This window comes from Pseudomonas sp. FW305-20, from assembly GCF_058788075.1.
This window is the reverse complement of sequence record NZ_JBYTAJ010000001.1, coordinates 391332-409913: the sequence shown is the minus strand read 5'-3', so window position 1 is coordinate 409913 and position 18582 is coordinate 391332. Positions and strand designations below refer to the sequence as shown.

Genomic DNA, 18582 nt, shown 5'->3' with positions numbered 1-18582 from the left:
AATCTGGATTCGGCCTCGGCAACGGTCGATGGACAGCGAGCGCCGAAGACCCACCCCACTGGAGGCAGATCATGAGCCAGTATCAACGGTTGTTACTGATCATCAACCCGGCCCTGCGCCATTCCCAGGCAATAAACCATGCCGCCGCGCTGGCCATGACCTGCGGTGCAAGTTTGCATATCGCCGCCTTGATTCCATCGTTGGATATGTTGTCGCTGCTCGAATCTGGCGATCGGGAAAGTGCTCGAGAGCGCTATCGGCAGGATCATGAGGATTGGCTCAAGGCTCAGGCAAAAACTCTGCGCAGCGGGGGCATCAACACCACCACTGAGGTGGCTTGGGCTGATGGTATGCGCGAAGCCATTCTTGATCACGTCATGGAAATGCAGCCTGACCTGTTGATCAAGGAGGTTCAGCACGAATCAGCGCTTAAACGCGCTTTTTTCACGCCTCTGGATTGGCATTTGCTGCGTCATTGTCCGATACCGCTTTATCTGTTGGGCGGCGGCGGTTACGTGTTGCCACGCAAGGTCATCGCAGCGGTGGAAGTGTCGGATGCTGCGTCTTGCGACGATGAACTGAATGACCGGATCATCCAGCAAGCGTGCGGTCTCGCCCTGCAGTGTGATGCCGAGTTGCATTTGCTGTACGCCTGCAATATTTCGGCCGCGTTCCTGGCGGACATGGGCGGTTTGACCCTGGCTGAGCTCACGAAGGCGCTGCGCAAAGACCTGGAAAAATCATTCCTCAAGTTGGCCGGGCGATTCGGTGTGCCCTCTGATCGTCGGCATTTCATCGAGGGACATCCCGTTAAGGTCCTGAGCGAGTTCGCCAACGCGCATCAAGTGGATGTGATTGTGATGGGCAGAGTCCAGTCCCATGGGGTGGGCAAGCTTCTGGGCAGCACGACCGAACATATTCTGTATCAGGTGCCTTGCAGCATTTTGGCGGTCTAGAGGGCCTTCAGACTGAACTTGATGTCAGCTCCGTCAGACCGACACTTCGCTAGTGACCCTGTGATGCGAACCGACAGGTGTGATCGCCTGAGGAGGTTTTCAAATGAGTCCCTCATCGCCCACCATCCTGCAAGACCGGGCCGCTGCCGGTCGACGGCTGATAGAACCGTTGCGCCAATACGCCCATCGCCCCGATGTCATCGTCCTCGCCTTGCCCCGTGGCGGTGTGCCGGTGGCCTATGAAGTGGCCTCGGCACTGGATGTTCGTCTGGACCTGATGCTGGTGCGCAAACTGGGTGTTCCGTCTCATCAAGAGTTTGCGATGGGCGCCATCGCCAGCGGCGGCATACAAATCCTCAATGAACAGGCGCTGCGGGTTCACCCGATTGATCCGGCCACGTTCGATGAAGTGGTTGCACGGGAAACCCGCGAGCTGTTACGCCGCGAGCAGGTTTACCGGGGAACGCGCGCGCCTTTGCAACTCAAGGATCAGGTGGTGATCCTGATCGACGACGGCCTGGCAACAGGCGCCTCGATGATGGCGGCGATCCAGGCGGTACGTGCGCAGGCGCCGTCTCGTATCGTCGTCGCTGTGCCGGTGGCGCCGATCGAGACGGCGGAGGCGTTGCGCAGTGAGGTGGATGAGCTGATATGCCCGATCATTCCCGATTGGCTGATGTCGATCGGCCATTGGTACATGGACTTTACCCAGACCTCGGATGCCGAGGTCATCAAGCTGTTGCAGCGGGCCTGGCAGCGAGAATCCGCCAGCGCCTCAGCTCAGGGGCGTTCGGATGCATGAGCCCAAGTCTCGACAGTCGCAGCCGATACTCCCTAATGCCGATCAGTTAAGGAACGACACAACCTGTAGCAGCTGGCGAAGCCTGCGTTCGGTTCGGGCCGCGTTCGGACGCAGCAGTCGTTAAATGAGGCAGTGCGGTGTTTCAGATAAACCTCGAACTCAGATTTTACGACTGCTGCGCAGTCGAACGCAGGCTTCGCCAGCTGCTACAGATTGCGTTTGGCTTAACTGATCGGCATTAGGCGATACGCTCGGTGTTACACACCAAACGGGAAGGTGTCGTCTTCGGGCTCCAGTTCCTGGCTTTTCGGCAGCGCCAGTGCCGTCACCGCACGGGTCTGTTCAATCCAGACCATTGCATCAAACTGTTCGGCCAGCACCGCTTCGAAGTAATGACTGCTGCGCTCGCTGTCGGGGCGGTAAATCACCCCGATGGCCCGCTCCAGCAAAGGTTTGGACAGGGCTCGAAGCAGGTCTTTTCGCTGCGGATCTCGCCAGTCGGTCAATGAAGCCGGGACACCAGCCTTGAGGAACTGATGCTCCCAGCTGTCTGGACGAGAGGGGCGGATGTCCTTGATGTGCATCTCGCCATCCCAGTCATCGGCGGCTGCTACCTGGCCGCGGTCGGTGCTCATGCCGATCAGCACGACATGGCGGCCATATGCATTGCGGCACAGCTGACCGATATTGAACTGACCTTTCCAGCCCATTTCCGTGGCCGCCGCATTGCCGATATGGGAGTTGTGGGCCCACACCACCGCTTTGGCTTTTGGGCCGCGATGCTCCAGCAGGGCCTGTAAGGTGTCGAACATGTGGCGGTCACGCAGGTTCCAGGAGGCGGTCGAACCTCGATAAATCGCTCGATAGTATTGTTCCGCCGCCCGCACGACCCGGGCGTTTTGCGCCGCATTGAAGAACGCCTCGTCGGATTGGACAAGCCCGGCCAGTTGTTCGGCCAGCATGACATTGAGTTGGTCGACCACGGCCTGCTCGCAGGGCATCAGGCCATTGCGTTCGACAAAATGGCCGTACAACGCAGGATCATCCTGCCAAGGGGTCAAACAGCCATAACGACGCCTTGCTTCGTGTGCCAGGTGCGGGTCAGTCCTTTCCAGATAACTCAGCACCTCATGAATGGAGTTTCGCAAACTGTAAACGTCCAGACCGCGAAATTCGACGCGAGATTCAGGAGCTTGCTGGTGGTTGTACCGATGGAGCCAATGGGCGAACGCTCTCACATCGGTGTTGCGCCACATCCAGGTCGGAAACCGGCTGAAGATATGCCGTTTCCAGGCCGAGGGCACCAGCCCCCGCACATATCGGTCGACATGACCTGCGTCTGGCCAGTCGGCTTCAACCGCCACGATATTGAAGCCGTGCTGCTCGATCAGTCGTTGGGTGATCGCAGCCCGGGCTCGATAAAAGTCGCAAGTGCCATGGCTGGCTTCACCGATCATCACCACCCGCGCATCAGCGTAGCGGTCGAACATTTCACCAAAGGTTTTGGCCTCCAGATCCGGCAGGGGCTCGGCGTATTGACGCAGCAGCGGGGCGATGGCGGCCTCGTCAATGTGGCTGTGTGAGCCATAAAGGGTGTCCGGTATGTCTTGGGAAGTGGTGTTCATGGACGTCATCCCCATGAGGGTGGATTGCCCAATGCGCAGTGCGTCGGTTTTGATCGGCACGACTGAGCGGTCTGTGTCTTATTTGAGTCAGAAACAGGAGGAAAATTCTTCGTCGGTGACCCGTTGATTCGGCAATCCAATGGCCGCGTGACCGCGTACTGCTTGACTCTGTCCCACGGGACAGAGCCTAAGGTCGTCCTCGCCAAAACGGATGTTGTTCAAGCGAGAGGGAGGGTTGTATGAGTCAGTTATGTCTGGTCACAGGGGCCAATGGGCATTTAGGCAATACCTTGGTCAGAGCCTTGCTCGATCAGGGTTACCGAGTCCGCGCCGGGGTTCGTGATGTGAACGAATCGGCGGCGTTCGAGGGGCTGGATTGCGAAAGGGTGTATGCCGAACTGCTCGACGAAACGGCCATGCTCAAGGCGTTGAACGGGGTGGACCTGTTGTTTCAGGTCGCGGCGGTGTTCAAGCACTGGGCGAGGCATCCGCACGCCGAGATTATCCAACCGAATGTGGAAGGAACACGTCGCGTTTTGCAGGCCGCGGCTAAGGCCGGGGTCAAGCGCGTGGTGTATGTCAGTTCCGTTGCGGCCATCGGTCAGAACGGGCAGAAGCTCGATGAAGAGCACTGGAACGACGAGGACCAGAATGCCTATTACGCGTCCAAGATCCTGTCGGAGAAAATGGCCTGGCATACGGCGCAGGCCCTGAACCTTTGGATGGTCTCGGTGTTGCCCTCGGCGATGATCGGCCCCAACGCGGCCAAGCTGACTGACACCCTGAAGTTTGTCGATTCGGTCAGGTTGCGACAAATGCCTCTGGACCCAGGCTTTCATTTCAATTTTGTCGACGTGCGAGATGTCGCCCTCGGGATGATCCTCGCGGCAGAAAAAGGCCGGTCAGGACAGCGCTACATTCTGGCGAATGAACGGTCCTCTTCACTGGCCGAGATCATTGATGCCGCGAACGAGGTTTCACCGGGCTATCGCCTGCCACCGCTGGCGCCCAAATGGTTGTTGGTCGCGGTGGCGTGGATGCAGGAGCGTTGGGCCGGCTTGACCGGTCGGCCAGCGCAACTGTTGCTCAGTCAGGTCAGGATGTTCCACGGCGTCAAGCAGGAATACGCCATCACCAAGGCCAGGACCGAATTGGGCTTTTGTCCACGAGCGCCACAAGATGCCTTGCAATCGACGTTTATCTATCTAGGCCAGCGCTCGACGCATCGCTATGAGGCGTTATCACTGTGCCCGGTTCAAAAAGGCAATTGATCTCGCTTTTGAGTTCGCTGAGGTGATCAGCCAAGGCCTGCATGTCGGCTATTTTCGCGAAAATTTGTTGGCGTTTGAGGTCGATCGCCTCGTTGGCCAGTACCACGGGAAAGGCGTTCAAAGCGTTCTTTGCAGCGATGAGTGGCACCATTTCGGCGAGCTTGAAACCGGCGATCTGCGCCCGGCGGATCAGGCGCACGAGCGTGAGGTGATGTGAGGTGTAGATGCGATATCGACCCTGACGAACCGGTTCCGGGATCAACCCCATCTGTTCGTAAAGTCGAATGGCTTTCGGGGTACAACCGGTGAGCCCGGCGAGTCGTCCAATGAACATCAGCAATCCTTCTCGCCATGCGAGTCGCAATCGAAAATCCGCAAGCCATCCTATCGCAGCCCGATTTGCTTGCAAGCCGTTGCCTGTGAAGAACTGATATCTGAACGATGAGAGCGGGTTCAGTTCCTGGACCCGCTGGTCATCATCGCCACTGGCGACTCAAGAGGGATGTGCAGTCTCTAGCCAATCTTCAAACCGGGTCGCTCCGACGATAGGGTTATCGCCGGGCGTGAGGGACTTGTCATCGATCGGGGCGCCGAAGTAAGGAACCGTGTCATCCGGGACGGCTTCGCGCGGGTCCTTGGTGTGTTTCAGGTACGCATTCACGAACTCGACAATGGGCCGGCGATCCGGCCCGGCCACTTCTACGGTCTGATGGGTCGGCGCTTTTTGAGCGATAGCCGTCAGAGCAGCGGCGACATCCACCGAGGCCACAGGTTGCAACGCGGCGGACGTTAAATGGATGGTGTTGCCGTCCTCGCGACCCGAGTAAGCAATGGCACCAATGAACTCGAAGAACTGCGTGGCCCGCAGGATGGTGTAGGGAACGCCCGAGGCCTTGACGAGTTTTTCCTGGGCCATTTTGGCCCGGAAGTAACCACTGTCGAGCATCCGTTCGGTGCCCACGACGGACAGGGCGACATGGTGTTTGGTGCCGGCTACCTTCTCGGCAGCGAACAGGTTATGCCCGGCGGTTTCAAAGAAATGCAACGCCGCGTGATCCTCGAATGAAGGGGAGTTGGCCACATCGACCACCACATCGGCGCCCTTGAGCGCGTCCGCCAGGCCTTCGCCGGTGATGACGTTGATGCCGGTACTCGGTGACGCTGAGATGACTTCATGCCCCAGGTCCTGGAGGTTCTTGCAGACTTTGCTGCCGATCAGCCCGCTTCCTCCGATGATGACGAATTTCATGGCCGGTCTCCCGATGCGGTGAGGTGGGACAGTCATTAAACACCCTGGTAGCGGCCGTATCGGACAGCATTGGCATGGGGCCGACAGGTGGTCGGAAGTGTGAGCGGCAGGTGGAATTAACGGTGTTTGTTTGCTTTAGTCCACCTATCGCTGGCTCACGTGTGCGGCGCCTCAGCTCAAGACGGGAGCCCAACCGGAGAGTCCCATGAAGCACCGATTCCCGACCTGCGCCGTGCTGGTGGCCGCCCTTGCATTCGGCGCGTTGCCTTGTGTCCAGGCGGCCGAATACACCCAGGTCAATGAAACTGCCAGCACGATTTCCTTCACCTATAAACAGTTCTCTTCGCGGGTATACGGCACCTTCCGCAAGTTCGAGGCCACGCTTGATTTCGACACGGCGAACCCGTCGGCAGGCCGGGCGGCGCTCACCATCCAGCTCGACAGCATCGACGCCGGAAGCAGCGACGCCAACAGCGAATTGCAAAAGCCAGCCTGGTTCAACACGGCAACGTATCCAGTGGCGACGTTTGAATCGACCGGCGTGAAAGTCCTGGGCGACAACCGTTACTCGATCACCGGCAAACTCACGCTCAGGGGGATCACCCGTGAAGTGGAGGTGCCGGTGCTTTTGAAGGCCGAGAACGCCATCGGGATTTTCGACGGCCAGTTAACGCTCAAGCGCAGCGACTTCAAAATCGGCGAGGGGGAATGGGCCGACGGTGTTGTCTCCGACAAGATCAATATCCGGTTTCGCATGGTTGCGCCGGAGCAGTAGCACGGTCGTCGCGAGTCATGAGGTTGGCGCATCAGTGGCGGTCGATGATCGTTCCCACGCTCCCGCGTGGGAATGCCGCAACGGACGCTCTGCGTTCGGCTCCGGAAGGGACGCGGAGCGTCCCGGGCTGCATTCCCACGCAGAGCGTGGGAACGAGCGTCATACCACCTTCGGCCACGTCAGCACGTTATGATAGGCACGTCCGCGAACACACTCTTCACGTCCGCCCCAGAGTCAGAGCCACGAATGCCCCAGATCACCCATTTCAAAACCCCGTGCCCCGAGCACATCAATAGCCAGATCCTGCAGATGGTGGTCGATTACCTGACCGACATCAGCATGGTCGCTATCGCGCCGAGCAACCTGTTGTACAACGTTTACCAGTACGCGATCGGTTACGAGGTTCACCTCTATCTGGAGGCGTTGAACGGGGCGAAAGGGATGGCGGTGGAGTTGCTCGTCGCAACCGACGAAGACGACCCCGAGAAGGTCATCGGCTTCCTGTTGTACCTGCCGGTCAAGGACGATCCCGATGCATGCGGTGTTGCGTACATGGCGGTGAGTGCCAGCCATCGGCGCCAAGGCATTGCCCGGCGGATGTTGCAGGAAATGGTCGGCCGCTATCCGCATGCCGAGTTGACGTGCGCGGTGGCCAAGGTTCCGTATTTTGAGGCAATGGGGTTTCAGGTGGTGGGCGTGCGCGCGACTCAAGTGCTGATGAACACCCGCGACCACGGCACCGATGGCTTGATGGCCGTGCTGGACGTGGCGCCGATCTACAGCTCGCTGGAGGTGCGGCAGATTCATACCTACCTGCTGCAAAAACACGGCAAGCGGGCCATGCTCGATGCGGAGAAACAGCGTGACCGGCATCTGGACCAGATGACGCGCAAGGCCAATGAATTTGTTCGGGAGCGGCTGGGTGAAGGTGCAGTACCAGCCCCGTCCCCTAGACTGCGATTGGTCTAGTCGCTTCGACTCAACGCAAAAAAAGCCCTTGGTGCGAACAGCGTGCCAAGGGCTTTTTCTTGTCTGGAAATCGTGCAGATAAAAAAAGAGCCTCAAAGCTCTTTGATGGGGAGGAAGTAGAGCCCTCGAGGCTCAAGATGCGCATGAAACAAGTGGCGAGCTTGGTAGGGGTTCATTTCACTCACCACTTACGCAACGGCTTGAGTCAACAAGCGGCTGCGTAGATTTATCGTAGAAAGTTGGCGGTTGGCGCTCAAGTACCGCTAGTCGAATCCCCTGGCCACCCGGCCCGACGCAAGGCGTTGAGCAGCGTCCCGGCATCCAGACCCGGTACCGCATGGCCGTTGCCTTCGGCGGTGTCCGAGGCCAGCAAGGCATTGATGATCGCTTCCTCCACGGCTTCGGTGGCGGCCAGGAACAACTCGCTGATGTGGTCGTTGTTGACCATGCTCAGGTTGTCGGTGGTCGGCGCACGCTTGTTCTCGTAAGCGGCCGGCGGCACGTGCTGGTTGCCGGTGGCGAAGGCGATGAAGATGTCGCCGCTGTGGTCTTCATTACCGCCGCCGGTGCGGGCCAGGCCGAGGCTGGCCCGCTGCGCGAGGCGCGTGCACTGGTGCGGCAACAACGGCGCGTCGGTGGCCAGGCAGACGACAATCGAGCCCATGCCCGGATTTGGCAAGGATGCCTTGAGGAACGGCGAGTCGGCCTTTTCCATGTAGCGCCCGACCGGGTAGCCGTCGACGCGCAGTTCGTTGCGGATGCCATGGTTGGCCTGGACGATGGCGCCGACGGTCCAGCCGCCCTGAGCACTGCTCAGACGCCGCGAAGCGGTGCCGATCCCGCCCTTGAATTCATGGCAGATCATGCCGCTGCCACCGCCGACGGCACCTTCGATCACCGGACCACCCGCGGCCGCGCTCAGGGCTTCGGCCACATGTTCAGGCTTCACGTGGAAACCGTTGATGTCGTTGAGCAGGCCGTCGAAGGTCTCCAGCACCACGGGCATGTTCCAGTAGAGTCGCCCGTCATCTGGCTGCTGTTCGCGGTCTAGCACAACCAGCGCATCGCGCACCACACCCAGGCTGTGGGTGTTGGTGAAGGCGATCGGGCTGGTCAAGAGGCCTGCTTCGCGAATCCATTCAAGACCGGTCGCATCACCGTTGCCGTTGAGCACATGGACACCGGCAAAGCACGGTTGCAGGCTGGTAGAACCGGCACGCGGTTCGATCACGGTGACGCCGGTCAGGATGTCGCGACCGTTTGCCGTGCGTCCTCGCACATTGCTGTGGCCGACCCGGACGCCAGGCACATCGGTGATGGCGTTGAGTGGGCCGGGTTGCAGTTGGCCGAACTGGATGTTCAGGTCGCGGGCACGTGGTTTCATCGTTTCTCTCATCTTCAATTCATTAAAAAAGTTATTGGCAAACACAATCCCCGTAGCAGCTGTCGAGCTTGCGAGGCTGCGTTCGGCTGCGAAGCAGTCGCAAACTCTGAGTACGCGGTGCTTCAGGAGGATCGCGTTAACCGGATTTACGACTGCTGCGCAGCCGAACGCAGCCTCGCAAGCTCGGCAGCTGCTACAGATTTCATCGCGGTTACTGACCGTTTTTGACTTTGCTCCAGATCCTTGTGCGCACGCGCTCGGTGGCGGGCGGCAGAGGCTGGAGGGTGAATAACGTGGCCATGGCTTCAGCGGATGGATACACGGCCGGATTGTTGCGGGTCGCTTCGGCCACCAGTGGCGTCGCGCTACGGTTGCCGTTGGGGTAGGAGAGGTGATCACTGACCGGCGCGATGACTTCAGGGCGCATCAGGTAGTCGATGAAAGCCAAACCCTGTTCCGGGTGCGGTGCGTCCTTGAGCAACACCAACGTGTCGAACCACACCGGCGCGCCTTCTTTGGGCAGGCTGTAGGCGATCTTCACGCCATTCTTCGCCTGTTCGGCAGTGGTCTTGGCTTCCAGCATCGCGCCGGACCAACCCACCGCCACGCAGATGTTGCCGTTGGCCAGATCGCTGATGAACTTGGACGAGTTGAAGTAAGCAATGTGCGGACGCAGCTTGAGCAGCAGTGCCTCGGCCTTTTTGTAGTCTTCGGGGTTGGTGCTGTTGGGTGGCAGGCCGAGGTAGTGCAGGGCGACCGGCAGCATCTCGGCCGGCGAGTCGAGCATGGCCACGCCGCACTCGCCGAGCTTGGCCAGGTTCGCTTCGTTGAACACCAGGTCCCAGGAATCCACCGGCGCCTTGTCGCCCAGCGCGGCGCGGACCTTGTCGATGTTGTAGCCGATGCCGTTGGTGCCCCACAGATACGGCACGGCGTACTGGTTGCCCGGATCGTTCTTGGCCAGTTTCGCCAACAAGTCAGCGTCCATGTTTTTGAAATCGGGCATCTGCGCGTGGGGCAGAGGTGCCAGGGCGCCGGCCTTGATCAGGGTCGGCAAACTGAAGTTGCTGGCCACCACCACGTCGTATCCGCTGCGGCTGGTGAGCAATTTGCCCTCCAGCACTTCGGCGCTGTCGAAGGTGTCGTAGACCGGGACAATCCCGGTGTCACGCTTGAAATCCTGCAGGGTCGTGGGGCCAATGTAGTCATACCAGTTGTAGACGTGAACCGTCGGGCCGTCGGCGGCAACCGCCGATAGCGAGACCGACAGACAGGTGCCCAGTCCAAGATTGATATACGAGCGGTGACGACTCATGATGCGGCACTCCTGGCCTGCTGCAGGCCGGTGATGATCAGGTGCTTGCAGCGTATCGACCGGGAGTGGACTCACCCATTCCCATCATGGGTTACTCGAAAGGGGTAGGGCGTGGACGCGTTGTTGAAAGAGTTACCGGTGCACCAGGGGCTGGCGCGGGTCTTTGGTGCGGTGGGGCAGGACGGGTTCTGGCGTGCGCTGGTTGATACGCTGCGGCTGCTGGTGCCGATGGACAACGCGTTGGTCGCAGTCATGAGGGCCGGGCGGGTGCCGCGCCTGCTGATCGATTTCGACTCGAAGGGCGGTGCTGCCGAGCATGAAGACCTCGCGGACTACAGCGCTGGCATGTACTTGCTCGATCCGTTTTATCAGGCCGCCTGTGCCGGTATTGCCGACGGTTTGCACAGCCTCGATTCGGTGGCCCCCGACCAGTTCCAGCAGAGCGAGTACTACCTGAGCTACTTCCGCAGCGTGGTGGGCGGCGACGAGTTGCAGTTCATGGTCAACGTCGAGGGCGCCGTGCTCGGTTTGTCGTTGGGACGCTCGACCCGATTCACGCTTGAAGAGCAGGGCTGCCTGCTTTGCGTGCGCGATTGGGTGCTGGCGGCGATGCGCCGTCACCTGCAACTGATGCCCCCGGAAGGACCGGCCACCGAGGCGGTGGCCGGGGATCTGGCGACCCTGCTGGATCGTTTCGACGCGCGTCTGTCGGTGCGGGAAATCGAAACGGCGCGACTGATTCTCCAGGGCTTCTCAAGCAAGGCGATCGCCCAGCAGATGGGCATTTCCCCGGAGACGGTGAAGGTGCACCGGCGCAATCTCTATCACAAGCTCAATGTGAACGGGCATGGTGAGTTGTTTGCCCTGGTGCTCAATCCTCCCGCTTGAACACCAACGCCTTCAACCCGCATTCAACATCGGCATCGGGAAATTCCGGCGGGTTGTCCAGCCGTTGCTCGAACCGCAGGCTCGGTGCTTCGCGGGTGACGCCGTCGATGAGGAAGTCCGCACCAAACGCCGGATCGTTCATGCACGCCAGAACCGTACCCTGAGGGCTGAGCAGTTCCGGCAGTCGGCGCAGCACGCGCTGGTAGTCCTTGGTCAGCAGGAAACTGCCTTTCTGAAACGACGGCGGGTCGATGATCACCAGGTCGTAAGGGCCCTTGCCGATCACCTTGCCCCAGGACTTGAACAGGTCATGACCGAGGAACGTCACCTTGCTCAGGTCGTGGCCGTTGAGCCGGTGATTGTCGCGGCCACGGCTCAGGGCCGGGCTGGACATGTCCAGATTGACCACGTGCGTCGCCCCCCCTTCGATGGCCGCTACCGAAAAGCCGCAGGTGTAGGCGAACAGATTCAGCACGCGCTTGCCCTGGGCATTGGCCCGCACCCAGTCGCGGCCGTAACGCATGTCGAGGAACAGGCCGGTGTTCTGCTTGCGGCCCAGGTCCACCCGGTAATGCAGGCCGCCCTCGGTGATCGTCATCTCGTCGATCGCGTCCCCCAACAACCACTCGGTGGTGCTTTGCAGCAGGTAGCGATGTTGCAGCAAGAGGGTATGCGCGCCGGATTGCGTCCACGCAGGCGATTGCGTGAGGTCCATCAGTTTGTGTTTCAACGCCTCCAGCTGCGAGGCTTCGGGTTCCTTGAACAGCGACACCAGCACCACGCCCTGCAACCAGTCGACCGTCAATTGCTCCAGCCCCGGCCAGCACCGGCCCCGGCCGTGGAACAGCCGGCGGGTTTCGGCGGGGGCGGTGGCCAGGGCTGTCAGCAGATGGTCGTGGAGGGTGGAAAGGGCGTCAGCGTTCATCGGGCAGGGCCAGCAATTTGTGGGGGCGGCATTTTAACCACAATTGAGCCAAGGGCGGACCACGCAAAAAAAACTGTGGGAGCAGGCTCACTCCCACAGGTTATAGGTGGGTAGTTATCACGTTTAATTTAACTTTACGTGAGGATTTGGCGATCTGTCGGCTCGCATAATCGGCTCCAACGATCAACCGCCGGGAGCCCATCATGTCGCAGTTACCTGCTACACCCACGGTCAGCAGCCATCCCCGCTGGTTACGGCTGACCCATTGGCTGAACGCCCTGGCGGTGCTGGTCATGGTCACCAGCGGTTGGCGAATCTATAACGCCTCCCCGCTGTACGACTTCAGTTTTCCCAAAGAAATCACCTTGGGTGGATGGCTCGCTGGCGCGTTGCAATGGCATTTCGCGGCGATGTGGCTTCTGGCCGTCAACGGTCTTGTCTACCTGATCATCAACCTCGTCAGTGGTCGTCTGAAACGGCGCTTTTTCCCGGTTTCGCCCAAAGGGGTTTTGCATGACTTGTGGGCGGCATTGCGTGGTCGATTGGGGCATGCCGACCTGAGTCATTACAACCAGGTGCAACGGGTGGCGTACCTGTTCGTGATGGTCGACATCACGCTGCTGGTGATCTCCGGGCTGGTGTTGTGGAAATCCGTCCAGTTTCCGCTGTTGCGTGAGCTGATGGGTGGCTACGAAAGCGCGCGGCACGTGCACTTCATCGCGATGGCGCTGTTGGTGGCCTTTGTCGCGGTTCATTTGGTGATGGTCGCGCTGGTGCCCAAAACGTTGTGGGCCATGATTGTCGGTCGCAAGGAGGTCGTATGAAAAAGCGCATTCAAGGCTCAGGGCTGGACGAGTCGTCCATCCTGACGGATGCCAGAAAGATCCTCGCACCGCAGATCGAGGACCGCTCGCGACGCTCGTTCCTGATGCGCGGCCTGACCCTCGGCGGCGTGGCCATGTTGTCCGGCTGCAACCTCACCGACAACGAGAGCGTCGAAACCGCGTTGTCCTCCATGTCCCGGTTCAACGATCGGGTCCAGGGCTGGTTGTTCAACCCCAATACCCTGGCACCGACTTATCCCGAGTCAATGATCACCCGGCCGTTTCCGTTCAATGCCTTCTACGGCATCGAGGAGGCGCCGACGGTGGAGGAAGAGGGTTATCGACTGGAAGTGACCGGCATGGTCGCCGACAAGCGCAGCTGGCGCCTGGAAGAACTGCGCGCCATGGCGCAGACCGAACAGATTACCCGGCACATCTGCGTCGAAGGCTGGAGCGCGATCGGGCGCTGGGGCGGCGTACGGTTCAGTGACTTCCTGAGACGGATCGGTGCCGACACGGATGCCAAATATGTCGGCTTCAAATGCGCGGACGACTACTACACCAGCATCGACATGGCCACCGCACTGCATTCGCAAACCTTACTGGCGCTGACCTATGACGGCGCGGTGCTGCCGCGCGAATACGGCTTCCCGATGAAGCTGCGCATGCCCACCAAGCTGGGCTACAAGAACCCCAAACATATTCAGGCGCTTTTCGTCACCAACACTTATCCGGGTGGCTACTGGGAAGACCAGGGCTACAACTGGTTTGCTGGTAGCTGATGGCGCCTGGCCACTTCACTGCGCAGCACCCGCTGCGCTTCGCAACCTGTGCTTCAAGGAGTTTCATCATGAAAAAGTTAGCGACCACCGTACTGTCCATGTGCCTGGCGTTTAGCGCCGCCAGCGTGTTTGCCGCTGATGCAGCAACCAGTAACAGCATGAGCAACGACAGCATGAGCAAGGGCTCAATGTCCAAAGACGCGATGCACAAAGACACGATGAAAAAGGACGCCATGTCCAAGGATTCCATGAGCAAGGACGCGATGAAGAAAGACGCCATGTCCAAGGACGGAATGAAAAAGGATGCGATGTCCAAGGACAGCATGAAAAAAGACGCATCGTCGTACTGATCCGCACACCCCTGGTCGAGACCAGAACCTGGTTGGCAGGCGCCCTGCAGCGCTGTATGCGCCTGATTTCGCCTCCCGGTTGTATCAAAAATGAATTTCCGCGAAGTCCGCTGCTCATACCTGATAGGTAGCGGATTTGAACCCGCGAAATCATTGATGCGATCAGGGAGTGGCAAATCATGTGTCCAGAATCGATAGCAGGTGATCACCTTGCTGGCGGGTTGATTCTCGTGGTTGAGGACGACCCGCTGATCCTGGAATTTCTCTGCGAAATTCTTCAGGAAGAAGGCTTTGTGGTTGAACCGCATATCAGTGCAGACGCTGCATCGGAATATCTGGAATTGCATGCACGACAGGTTAGCTTGTTGCTCACGGACATCACCATGCCAGGCAAGCTCAACGGCGCCGATCTGGCCAATCTGTTTGGCGACCGTTGGCCCGAAAAACCGATCATGATCATGTCCGGTTTTGAAACCCCGGAAAGTTCCGGGGTCAGGCATTCGGTGTCGTTCATCAAGAAACCGTGGGCGCTCGGGCAGTTGCTGGACTGTGTGGAATTTGCCTTGAAGTCGAAAGACACCCTATAGAACCTGAACCCATCCCACCTGTGACAATGGGCCTTGTGGCGGGCCTATACTTCAAGAGTCGGCACACTCGGTGCGACATGCAATCGTGTTTGATGTCTGGGGGCGCGTCGAGTGACCATTCGCGCAGGCCGCGGCCTGCGTTCGTCGCAGGGAGGAGAAGATCATGGCGCGTAAATACATCGACTGCCGCGAGTTTCCAAGTGATGCCAAATGCTCGGTCGCTCTGTGCGCAGACTCTGAAAACGAACTGCTCGAGGCTGCTGCACAGCATGCGGTCAGTGTTCACAAGCACACCGATTCACCGGAACTGCGTGCTCAATTGAAAACAATGTTTCACGACGGCACGCCGCCTGTTGAAGCACCGCGCACCGCTTAGCAAGAAAAACCTCTGCTGGAGTTGCCGAAGGCTCGGGTAGCGTTCGGCAGCTCCTCGCAAATGCTACATTGTTCGGCGAACCCGCCTGGCACTTGCGAGAGGTACCTCCCCCTTGTCTGCTCAAAAATCTGTCCTCAACACCTCATACCGCGCTTTTCTGTTTGATATGGACGGCACCGTCCTCAACTCCATCGCCGCTGCCGAGCGGATCTGGGCGGCCTGGGCCTTGCGTCACGGCGTCGATGTCGTCTCATTCCTGCCCACCATCCATGGCGTTCGCGCCATCGACACCATCAATCGCCTGGCGTTGCCGGGGGTGGATGGCGAGGCGGAAGCGGCGTTCATCACCGAGGCGGAAATCGAGGATGTCGAGGGGATCATCGAGGTGCCTGGCGCGGCGAATTTCCTGAAATCGCTGCCCGCCAACCAATGGGCAATCGTCACCTCGGCGCCGAAGGCATTGGCGCTGCGGCGGATGGCCGCGGCGGGCATTCCAGAGCCTTTGGTGATGGTCACTGCGGAAGATGTGAGTGCCGGAAAGCCTGATCCCGCGGGCTATCGACTGGCAGCCAGGCGTTTGGGCGTTGAACCGGCCGATTGCCTGATTTTCGAAGACGCCACCGTGGGCATTCTCGCCGCCGAGGCAGCGGGAGCGGGCCTGATCGTGGTGACCGCGACCCACGACCATCCGCTCCAGACTCCGCATGCCACATTAGCCAGCTACGACTCGGTCGAGGCCCATGTGGATCAAGACGACCAAATCCGCCTACACACAATCTAATGTGGGAGCGAGCCTGCTCGCGATGGCGTCAGCACATTCAGCGTTGATGTGACTGAAAGATCGCAATCGCGAGCAGGCTCGCTCCCACAGGGGATAGGTGAATTGGCTAATAAACCCCGGGAATCAACCGCCAACTGCGGGCGCAGTAAGCCTCGTATTCGCTGCCGAACTGCGCCCTTAACAGCGCTTCTTCGGCGTGAATGCGGGCGATCAGCGGGATTAGCGTCAGCGCGGCCAGCAACAGGCCAACGCCAGAGCGAAAGGCCAGTGCCCAGCCCACGGCAGTGATCATCAGCCCCAGATAACTGGGGTTGCGCAAGGTGCGATAAATCCCGTCGGTGACCAGCGTGTGCCCCGGCTGAATCGCCACCAATCCGCTGAAACGCTTGCCCAGCACAAACACCGGCCACATCCGCAGCGTGCCGCCGATGATGAACAGCAACGCCCCGAGCCAGCGCACCCCTTCGCCGCCAAAGGTCCAGAAATCGATCCGGTCGGTGTAGGCCGGCAGGTACCCGCTTAATAAACCGATCACCCCGAACACCGGCAGCACCCAGCGATTGGCCCGGTCTTCACGTTCGCCGGAACTCAGGTTGACCTCGGTGAACCAGGACGCGATGACCATCACCAACGTGGCAAGCACGATGACCACCAGCGGTGCATGAGCGAAAAACGCCGAGAACCCGCCAAGCCCCCACACCGCAAGCCCAAGGTAGGCGAGGGTGGAAACAATGGCGAAAAACGCCAGTTTGGCCGAGATTTTCATCTGCACCTCCACAAACGGACCTGACACCGTTCAGTGTAGGAGCCTGCGGCAGCTCCTACGTGGCGCCGTCGGCCCTGGCATTTCGCCGAATCACTTGCGGCGGCTGTCCGAACGCCCGCAGGAAGGCTTCGCGCATACGACGGCAGTCGCTGAAACCGGATTCTTCGGCGATCTGGTCGAGGGTCAGGCGTCCGCGCTCCAGCATCTGCCGTGCCGTTTCCAGGCGCAGGTTCTCGATGGCTTTGGCTGGTGATTGACCGGTTTCCGCGCGAAAGGCCCGGCTGAACTGCCGAGGGCTGAGGCGCGCGACGTCCGCCAGTTGCTCCACCGACAAGGTTTCGGTGAGGTGTTCTCGCGCATAGCCGAGGACGGTTTGAATGCGGTCGGATTTCGCCTCCAGTTCCAACAGCGCCGAGTGCTGCGACTGGCCGCCCGCGCGGCGGTGGTACATCACCAGTTTCTGCGCCACGGAACGGGCCAGTGCGGCGCCGTGATCCTTTTCCACCATGGCCAGCGCCAGGTCGATGCCGGCGGTCATCCCGGCGGAGGTCCAGATCGAACCGTCGACGACGTAGATGCGGTCTTCTTCGACCTTGATCGACGGGAACCGCGCTTGCAGCTCCCGGGCATAAGCCCAGTGGGTGGTGGCCCGCCGTCCGTCGAGCAAACCGGCTTGGGCGAGGACGAACGCCCCGGAGCAGATCGACGCCGTGCGCCGTGCGGTTTTAACGCTGTGGCGCAGATACGTCAGCACGCCCTCGGGCGCCTGCTCGAGGATGGCATCGCCGCCGACTACGATCACCGTATCGAACACTCGTTCACCAAAGGCTTCGGTGCCGACGCTCAGGCCACCGGACGCACGCAATGTGCGGCCGTCTTCGGACACTACGCTGACATCATAAAGCGCTTCGCCGGCACTGAAGTTGGCGTACTCGAACACCGGCATGGCCGCCAGCGCCATGGACTGGAACCCTTCAAACACTACAAACGCTATGGATGTCATTGAGGTGTCCTCAAAAGGTCATGTCCGAAAAACGTACTTTAAACGTCATTTGAGACGAGCGTTAGACCCTTTATAACGGTTCGCACCCGGCGACGTTATCGCCTCACTGTGAAGGTAATCGACATGGCTCTCTCATCCAAAGGTACCGCACTGATCACTGGCGCTTCTTCGGGCATCGGCGCGGTGTATGCCGACCGCCTCGCCCGGCAGGGTTACGACCTGATTCTGGTCGCCCGCAGCCAGGCAAAACTGAACGCCCTGGCCAACCACCTGAGTAACGAAACCGGCCGCGCCGTGGAAGTGGTCGCCGCTGATCTGAAAGACAAGGCCGACGTGCGGCGGGTTGAAGAGATTCTACGCAACGACGCCAGTATCACCCTGTTGGTCAACAACGCCGGGGTCGGTGCTGTCATGCCGCTGCTCGGCAGCCCGGTGGATGACATGGAAGACATGATCACCCTCAACGTGACCGCGTTGATGCGCCTGGCTTACGCGGTGGTGCCAGGCTTCGTCGCTCGCGGCACCGGGACGGTGATCAATATCTCCTCGATCGTTGCCATCGCCCCGGAAATTCTTAACGGCGTGTATGGCGGGACCAAGGCGTTTGTCCTCGGCCTGAGCCAGTCGATGCACCGCGAGTTGGCGGACAAAGGCATTCGTATCCAGGCCGTATTGCCCGGCGCCACCGCTACCGACTTCTGGAGCGAGGCCGGCAACCCAGTGGAAAACCTGCCGCAAGAGATCGTGATGTCTGCCCAGGACATGGTCGATGCCGCGTTGACGGGCCTGGCGCAAGGCGAAGTGGTGACCATTCCCGGCCTGCACCAAGGCGACCAGTGGGACACTTACGAAGCCCAGCGTCAGACGCTTTCGGGGTTGTTCGGCAACTCCACGGCCGCACCGCGTTATAGCTGAAGCGGTAGCCGCCGGGCAGGGTGAACTAAGCTTGGATAA

21 protein-coding genes are annotated in these 18582 nt (G+C 60.0%); 13 read left to right on the top strand and 8 right to left on the bottom strand.

The features are described 5' to 3' along the window. Window positions 1–71 precede the first annotated feature (71 nt). Both AC3WP4_RS01925 and AC3WP4_RS01920 read left to right on the top strand, forming a co-directional pair. On the top strand, window positions 72–956 hold the full coding sequence (locus tag AC3WP4_RS01925) for a universal stress protein (protein ID WP_074877962.1): 885 nt from the start codon (window positions 72–74) through the stop codon (window positions 954–956). A 103-nt stretch (window positions 957–1059) separates the two neighbouring features. Further along, a complete protein-coding gene (locus tag AC3WP4_RS01920; protein WP_102614182.1) occupies window positions 1060–1758 on the top strand; it encodes a phosphoribosyltransferase in 699 nt (232 codons plus the stop codon). 257 nt (window positions 1759–2015) lie between these two features. On the opposite strand, the gene AC3WP4_RS01915 is transcribed toward AC3WP4_RS01920, so the two are convergent. Then, on the bottom strand, window positions 2016–3383 hold the full coding sequence (locus tag AC3WP4_RS01915; protein ID WP_102614322.1) for an erythromycin esterase family protein: 1368 nt from the start codon (window positions 3381–3383) through the stop codon (window positions 2016–2018). 239 nt (window positions 3384–3622) lie between these two features. Between AC3WP4_RS01915 and AC3WP4_RS01910 the strand changes: the two genes are divergently transcribed. Beyond that, window positions 3623–4654: an NAD-dependent epimerase/dehydratase family protein gene (locus tag AC3WP4_RS01910; RefSeq protein WP_102614183.1), complete on the top strand. Its 1032-nt coding sequence runs from the start codon at window positions 3623–3625 to the stop codon at window positions 4652–4654. Here the strand turns inward: AC3WP4_RS01910 and AC3WP4_RS01905 are convergent. Both AC3WP4_RS01905 and AC3WP4_RS01900 read right to left on the bottom strand, forming a co-directional pair. Next, window positions 4581–4988 (bottom strand): MerR family transcriptional regulator, encoded by a 408-nt coding sequence (locus tag AC3WP4_RS01905; protein ID WP_102614184.1) that lies wholly within the window; start codon window positions 4986–4988, stop codon window positions 4581–4583. The two genes, AC3WP4_RS01910 and AC3WP4_RS01905, sit on opposite strands and share 74 nt — an antisense overlap. Before the next feature lie 159 nt (window positions 4989–5147). After that, a complete protein-coding gene (locus AC3WP4_RS01900; protein WP_102614185.1) occupies window positions 5148–5903 on the bottom strand; it encodes an SDR family oxidoreductase in 756 nt (251 codons plus the stop codon). Between the two features lie 205 nt (window positions 5904–6108). Between AC3WP4_RS01900 and AC3WP4_RS01895 the strand changes: the two genes are divergently transcribed. After that, window positions 6109–6678 (top strand): YceI family protein, encoded by a 570-nt coding sequence (locus AC3WP4_RS01895; RefSeq protein ID WP_102614186.1) that lies wholly within the window; start codon window positions 6109–6111, stop codon window positions 6676–6678. 246 nt (window positions 6679–6924) lie between these two features. Next, on the top strand, window positions 6925–7647 hold the full coding sequence (locus AC3WP4_RS01890) for a GNAT family N-acetyltransferase (RefSeq protein ID WP_102614187.1): 723 nt from the start codon (window positions 6925–6927) through the stop codon (window positions 7645–7647). Window positions 7648–7900: 253 nt separating this feature from the next. Here AC3WP4_RS01890 and AC3WP4_RS01885 read toward each other — a convergent pair whose 3' ends face one another. Both AC3WP4_RS01885 and AC3WP4_RS01880 read right to left on the bottom strand, forming a co-directional pair. Further along, window positions 7901–9031, bottom strand: a complete 1131-nt coding sequence (locus tag AC3WP4_RS01885; RefSeq protein ID WP_102614188.1) for a DmpA family aminopeptidase — start codon at window positions 9029–9031, stop codon at window positions 7901–7903. A gap of 211 nt (window positions 9032–9242) precedes the next feature. After that, the gene (locus AC3WP4_RS01880; RefSeq protein ID WP_074877948.1) at window positions 9243–10346 is read right to left on the bottom strand and encodes a polyamine ABC transporter substrate-binding protein; all 1104 of its coding nucleotides are present in this window, start codon (window positions 10344–10346) and stop codon (window positions 9243–9245) included. Between the two features lie 111 nt (window positions 10347–10457). Between AC3WP4_RS01880 and AC3WP4_RS01875 the strand changes: the two genes are divergently transcribed. Continuing rightward, window positions 10458–11234, top strand: coding sequence for a helix-turn-helix transcriptional regulator (locus tag AC3WP4_RS01875; RefSeq protein ID WP_102614189.1), 777 nt, complete (start codon window positions 10458–10460; stop codon window positions 11232–11234). Here the strand turns inward: AC3WP4_RS01875 and AC3WP4_RS01870 are convergent. After that, window positions 11218–12159: a class I SAM-dependent methyltransferase gene (locus AC3WP4_RS01870; RefSeq protein ID WP_074877943.1), complete on the bottom strand. Its 942-nt coding sequence runs from the start codon at window positions 12157–12159 to the stop codon at window positions 11218–11220. The two genes, AC3WP4_RS01875 and AC3WP4_RS01870, sit on opposite strands and share 17 nt — an antisense overlap. A gap of 203 nt (window positions 12160–12362) precedes the next feature. Between AC3WP4_RS01870 and AC3WP4_RS01865 the strand changes: the two genes are divergently transcribed. The 6 genes from AC3WP4_RS01865 (at window position 12363) to AC3WP4_RS01840 (ending at window position 15859) form a co-directional block, all read left to right on the top strand. After that, window positions 12363–12983 carry a cytochrome b/b6 domain-containing protein gene (locus AC3WP4_RS01865; RefSeq protein ID WP_074877941.1) on the top strand — a complete coding sequence of 207 codons (621 nt, stop codon included), beginning with the start codon at window positions 12363–12365 and terminating at the stop codon, window positions 12981–12983. Continuing rightward, window positions 12980–13765: a molybdopterin-dependent oxidoreductase gene (locus AC3WP4_RS01860; RefSeq protein ID WP_102614190.1), complete on the top strand. Its 786-nt coding sequence runs from the start codon at window positions 12980–12982 to the stop codon at window positions 13763–13765. The genes AC3WP4_RS01865 and AC3WP4_RS01860 overlap by 4 nt, the downstream gene beginning before the upstream one ends. A gap of 68 nt (window positions 13766–13833) precedes the next feature. Further along, the gene (locus AC3WP4_RS01855) at window positions 13834–14115 is read left to right on the top strand and encodes a pentapeptide MXKDX repeat protein (protein ID WP_074877936.1); all 282 of its coding nucleotides are present in this window, start codon (window positions 13834–13836) and stop codon (window positions 14113–14115) included. Window positions 14116–14294: 179 nt separating this feature from the next. Next, on the top strand, window positions 14295–14702 hold the full coding sequence (locus AC3WP4_RS01850; protein ID WP_074877935.1) for a response regulator: 408 nt from the start codon (window positions 14295–14297) through the stop codon (window positions 14700–14702). A 163-nt stretch (window positions 14703–14865) separates the two neighbouring features. After that, window positions 14866–15078: a DUF1059 domain-containing protein gene (locus AC3WP4_RS01845; RefSeq protein WP_074877933.1), complete on the top strand. Its 213-nt coding sequence runs from the start codon at window positions 14866–14868 to the stop codon at window positions 15076–15078. A gap of 112 nt (window positions 15079–15190) precedes the next feature. Next, window positions 15191–15859 (top strand): HAD-IA family hydrolase, encoded by a 669-nt coding sequence (locus tag AC3WP4_RS01840; protein ID WP_074877931.1) that lies wholly within the window; start codon window positions 15191–15193, stop codon window positions 15857–15859. Window positions 15860–15965: 106 nt separating this feature from the next. Here the strand turns inward: AC3WP4_RS01840 and AC3WP4_RS01835 are convergent, their stop codons facing one another. Beyond that, complete coding sequence (locus tag AC3WP4_RS01835) at window positions 15966–16625, bottom strand: methyltransferase family protein (RefSeq protein ID WP_102614191.1); 660 nt, start codon at window positions 16623–16625, stop codon at window positions 15966–15968. 55 nt (window positions 16626–16680) lie between these two features. Then, entirely contained in the window at window positions 16681–17628 is a 948-nt protein-coding gene (locus AC3WP4_RS01830) for a GlxA family transcriptional regulator (protein WP_102614192.1), read from the bottom strand. Between the two features lie 123 nt (window positions 17629–17751). Between AC3WP4_RS01830 and AC3WP4_RS01825 the strand changes: the two genes are divergently transcribed. Next, window positions 17752–18543 carry an SDR family NAD(P)-dependent oxidoreductase gene (locus tag AC3WP4_RS01825; RefSeq protein WP_076027803.1) on the top strand — a complete coding sequence of 264 codons (792 nt, stop codon included), beginning with the start codon at window positions 17752–17754 and terminating at the stop codon, window positions 18541–18543. The last annotated feature ends 39 nt before the right edge of the window (window positions 18544–18582 follow it).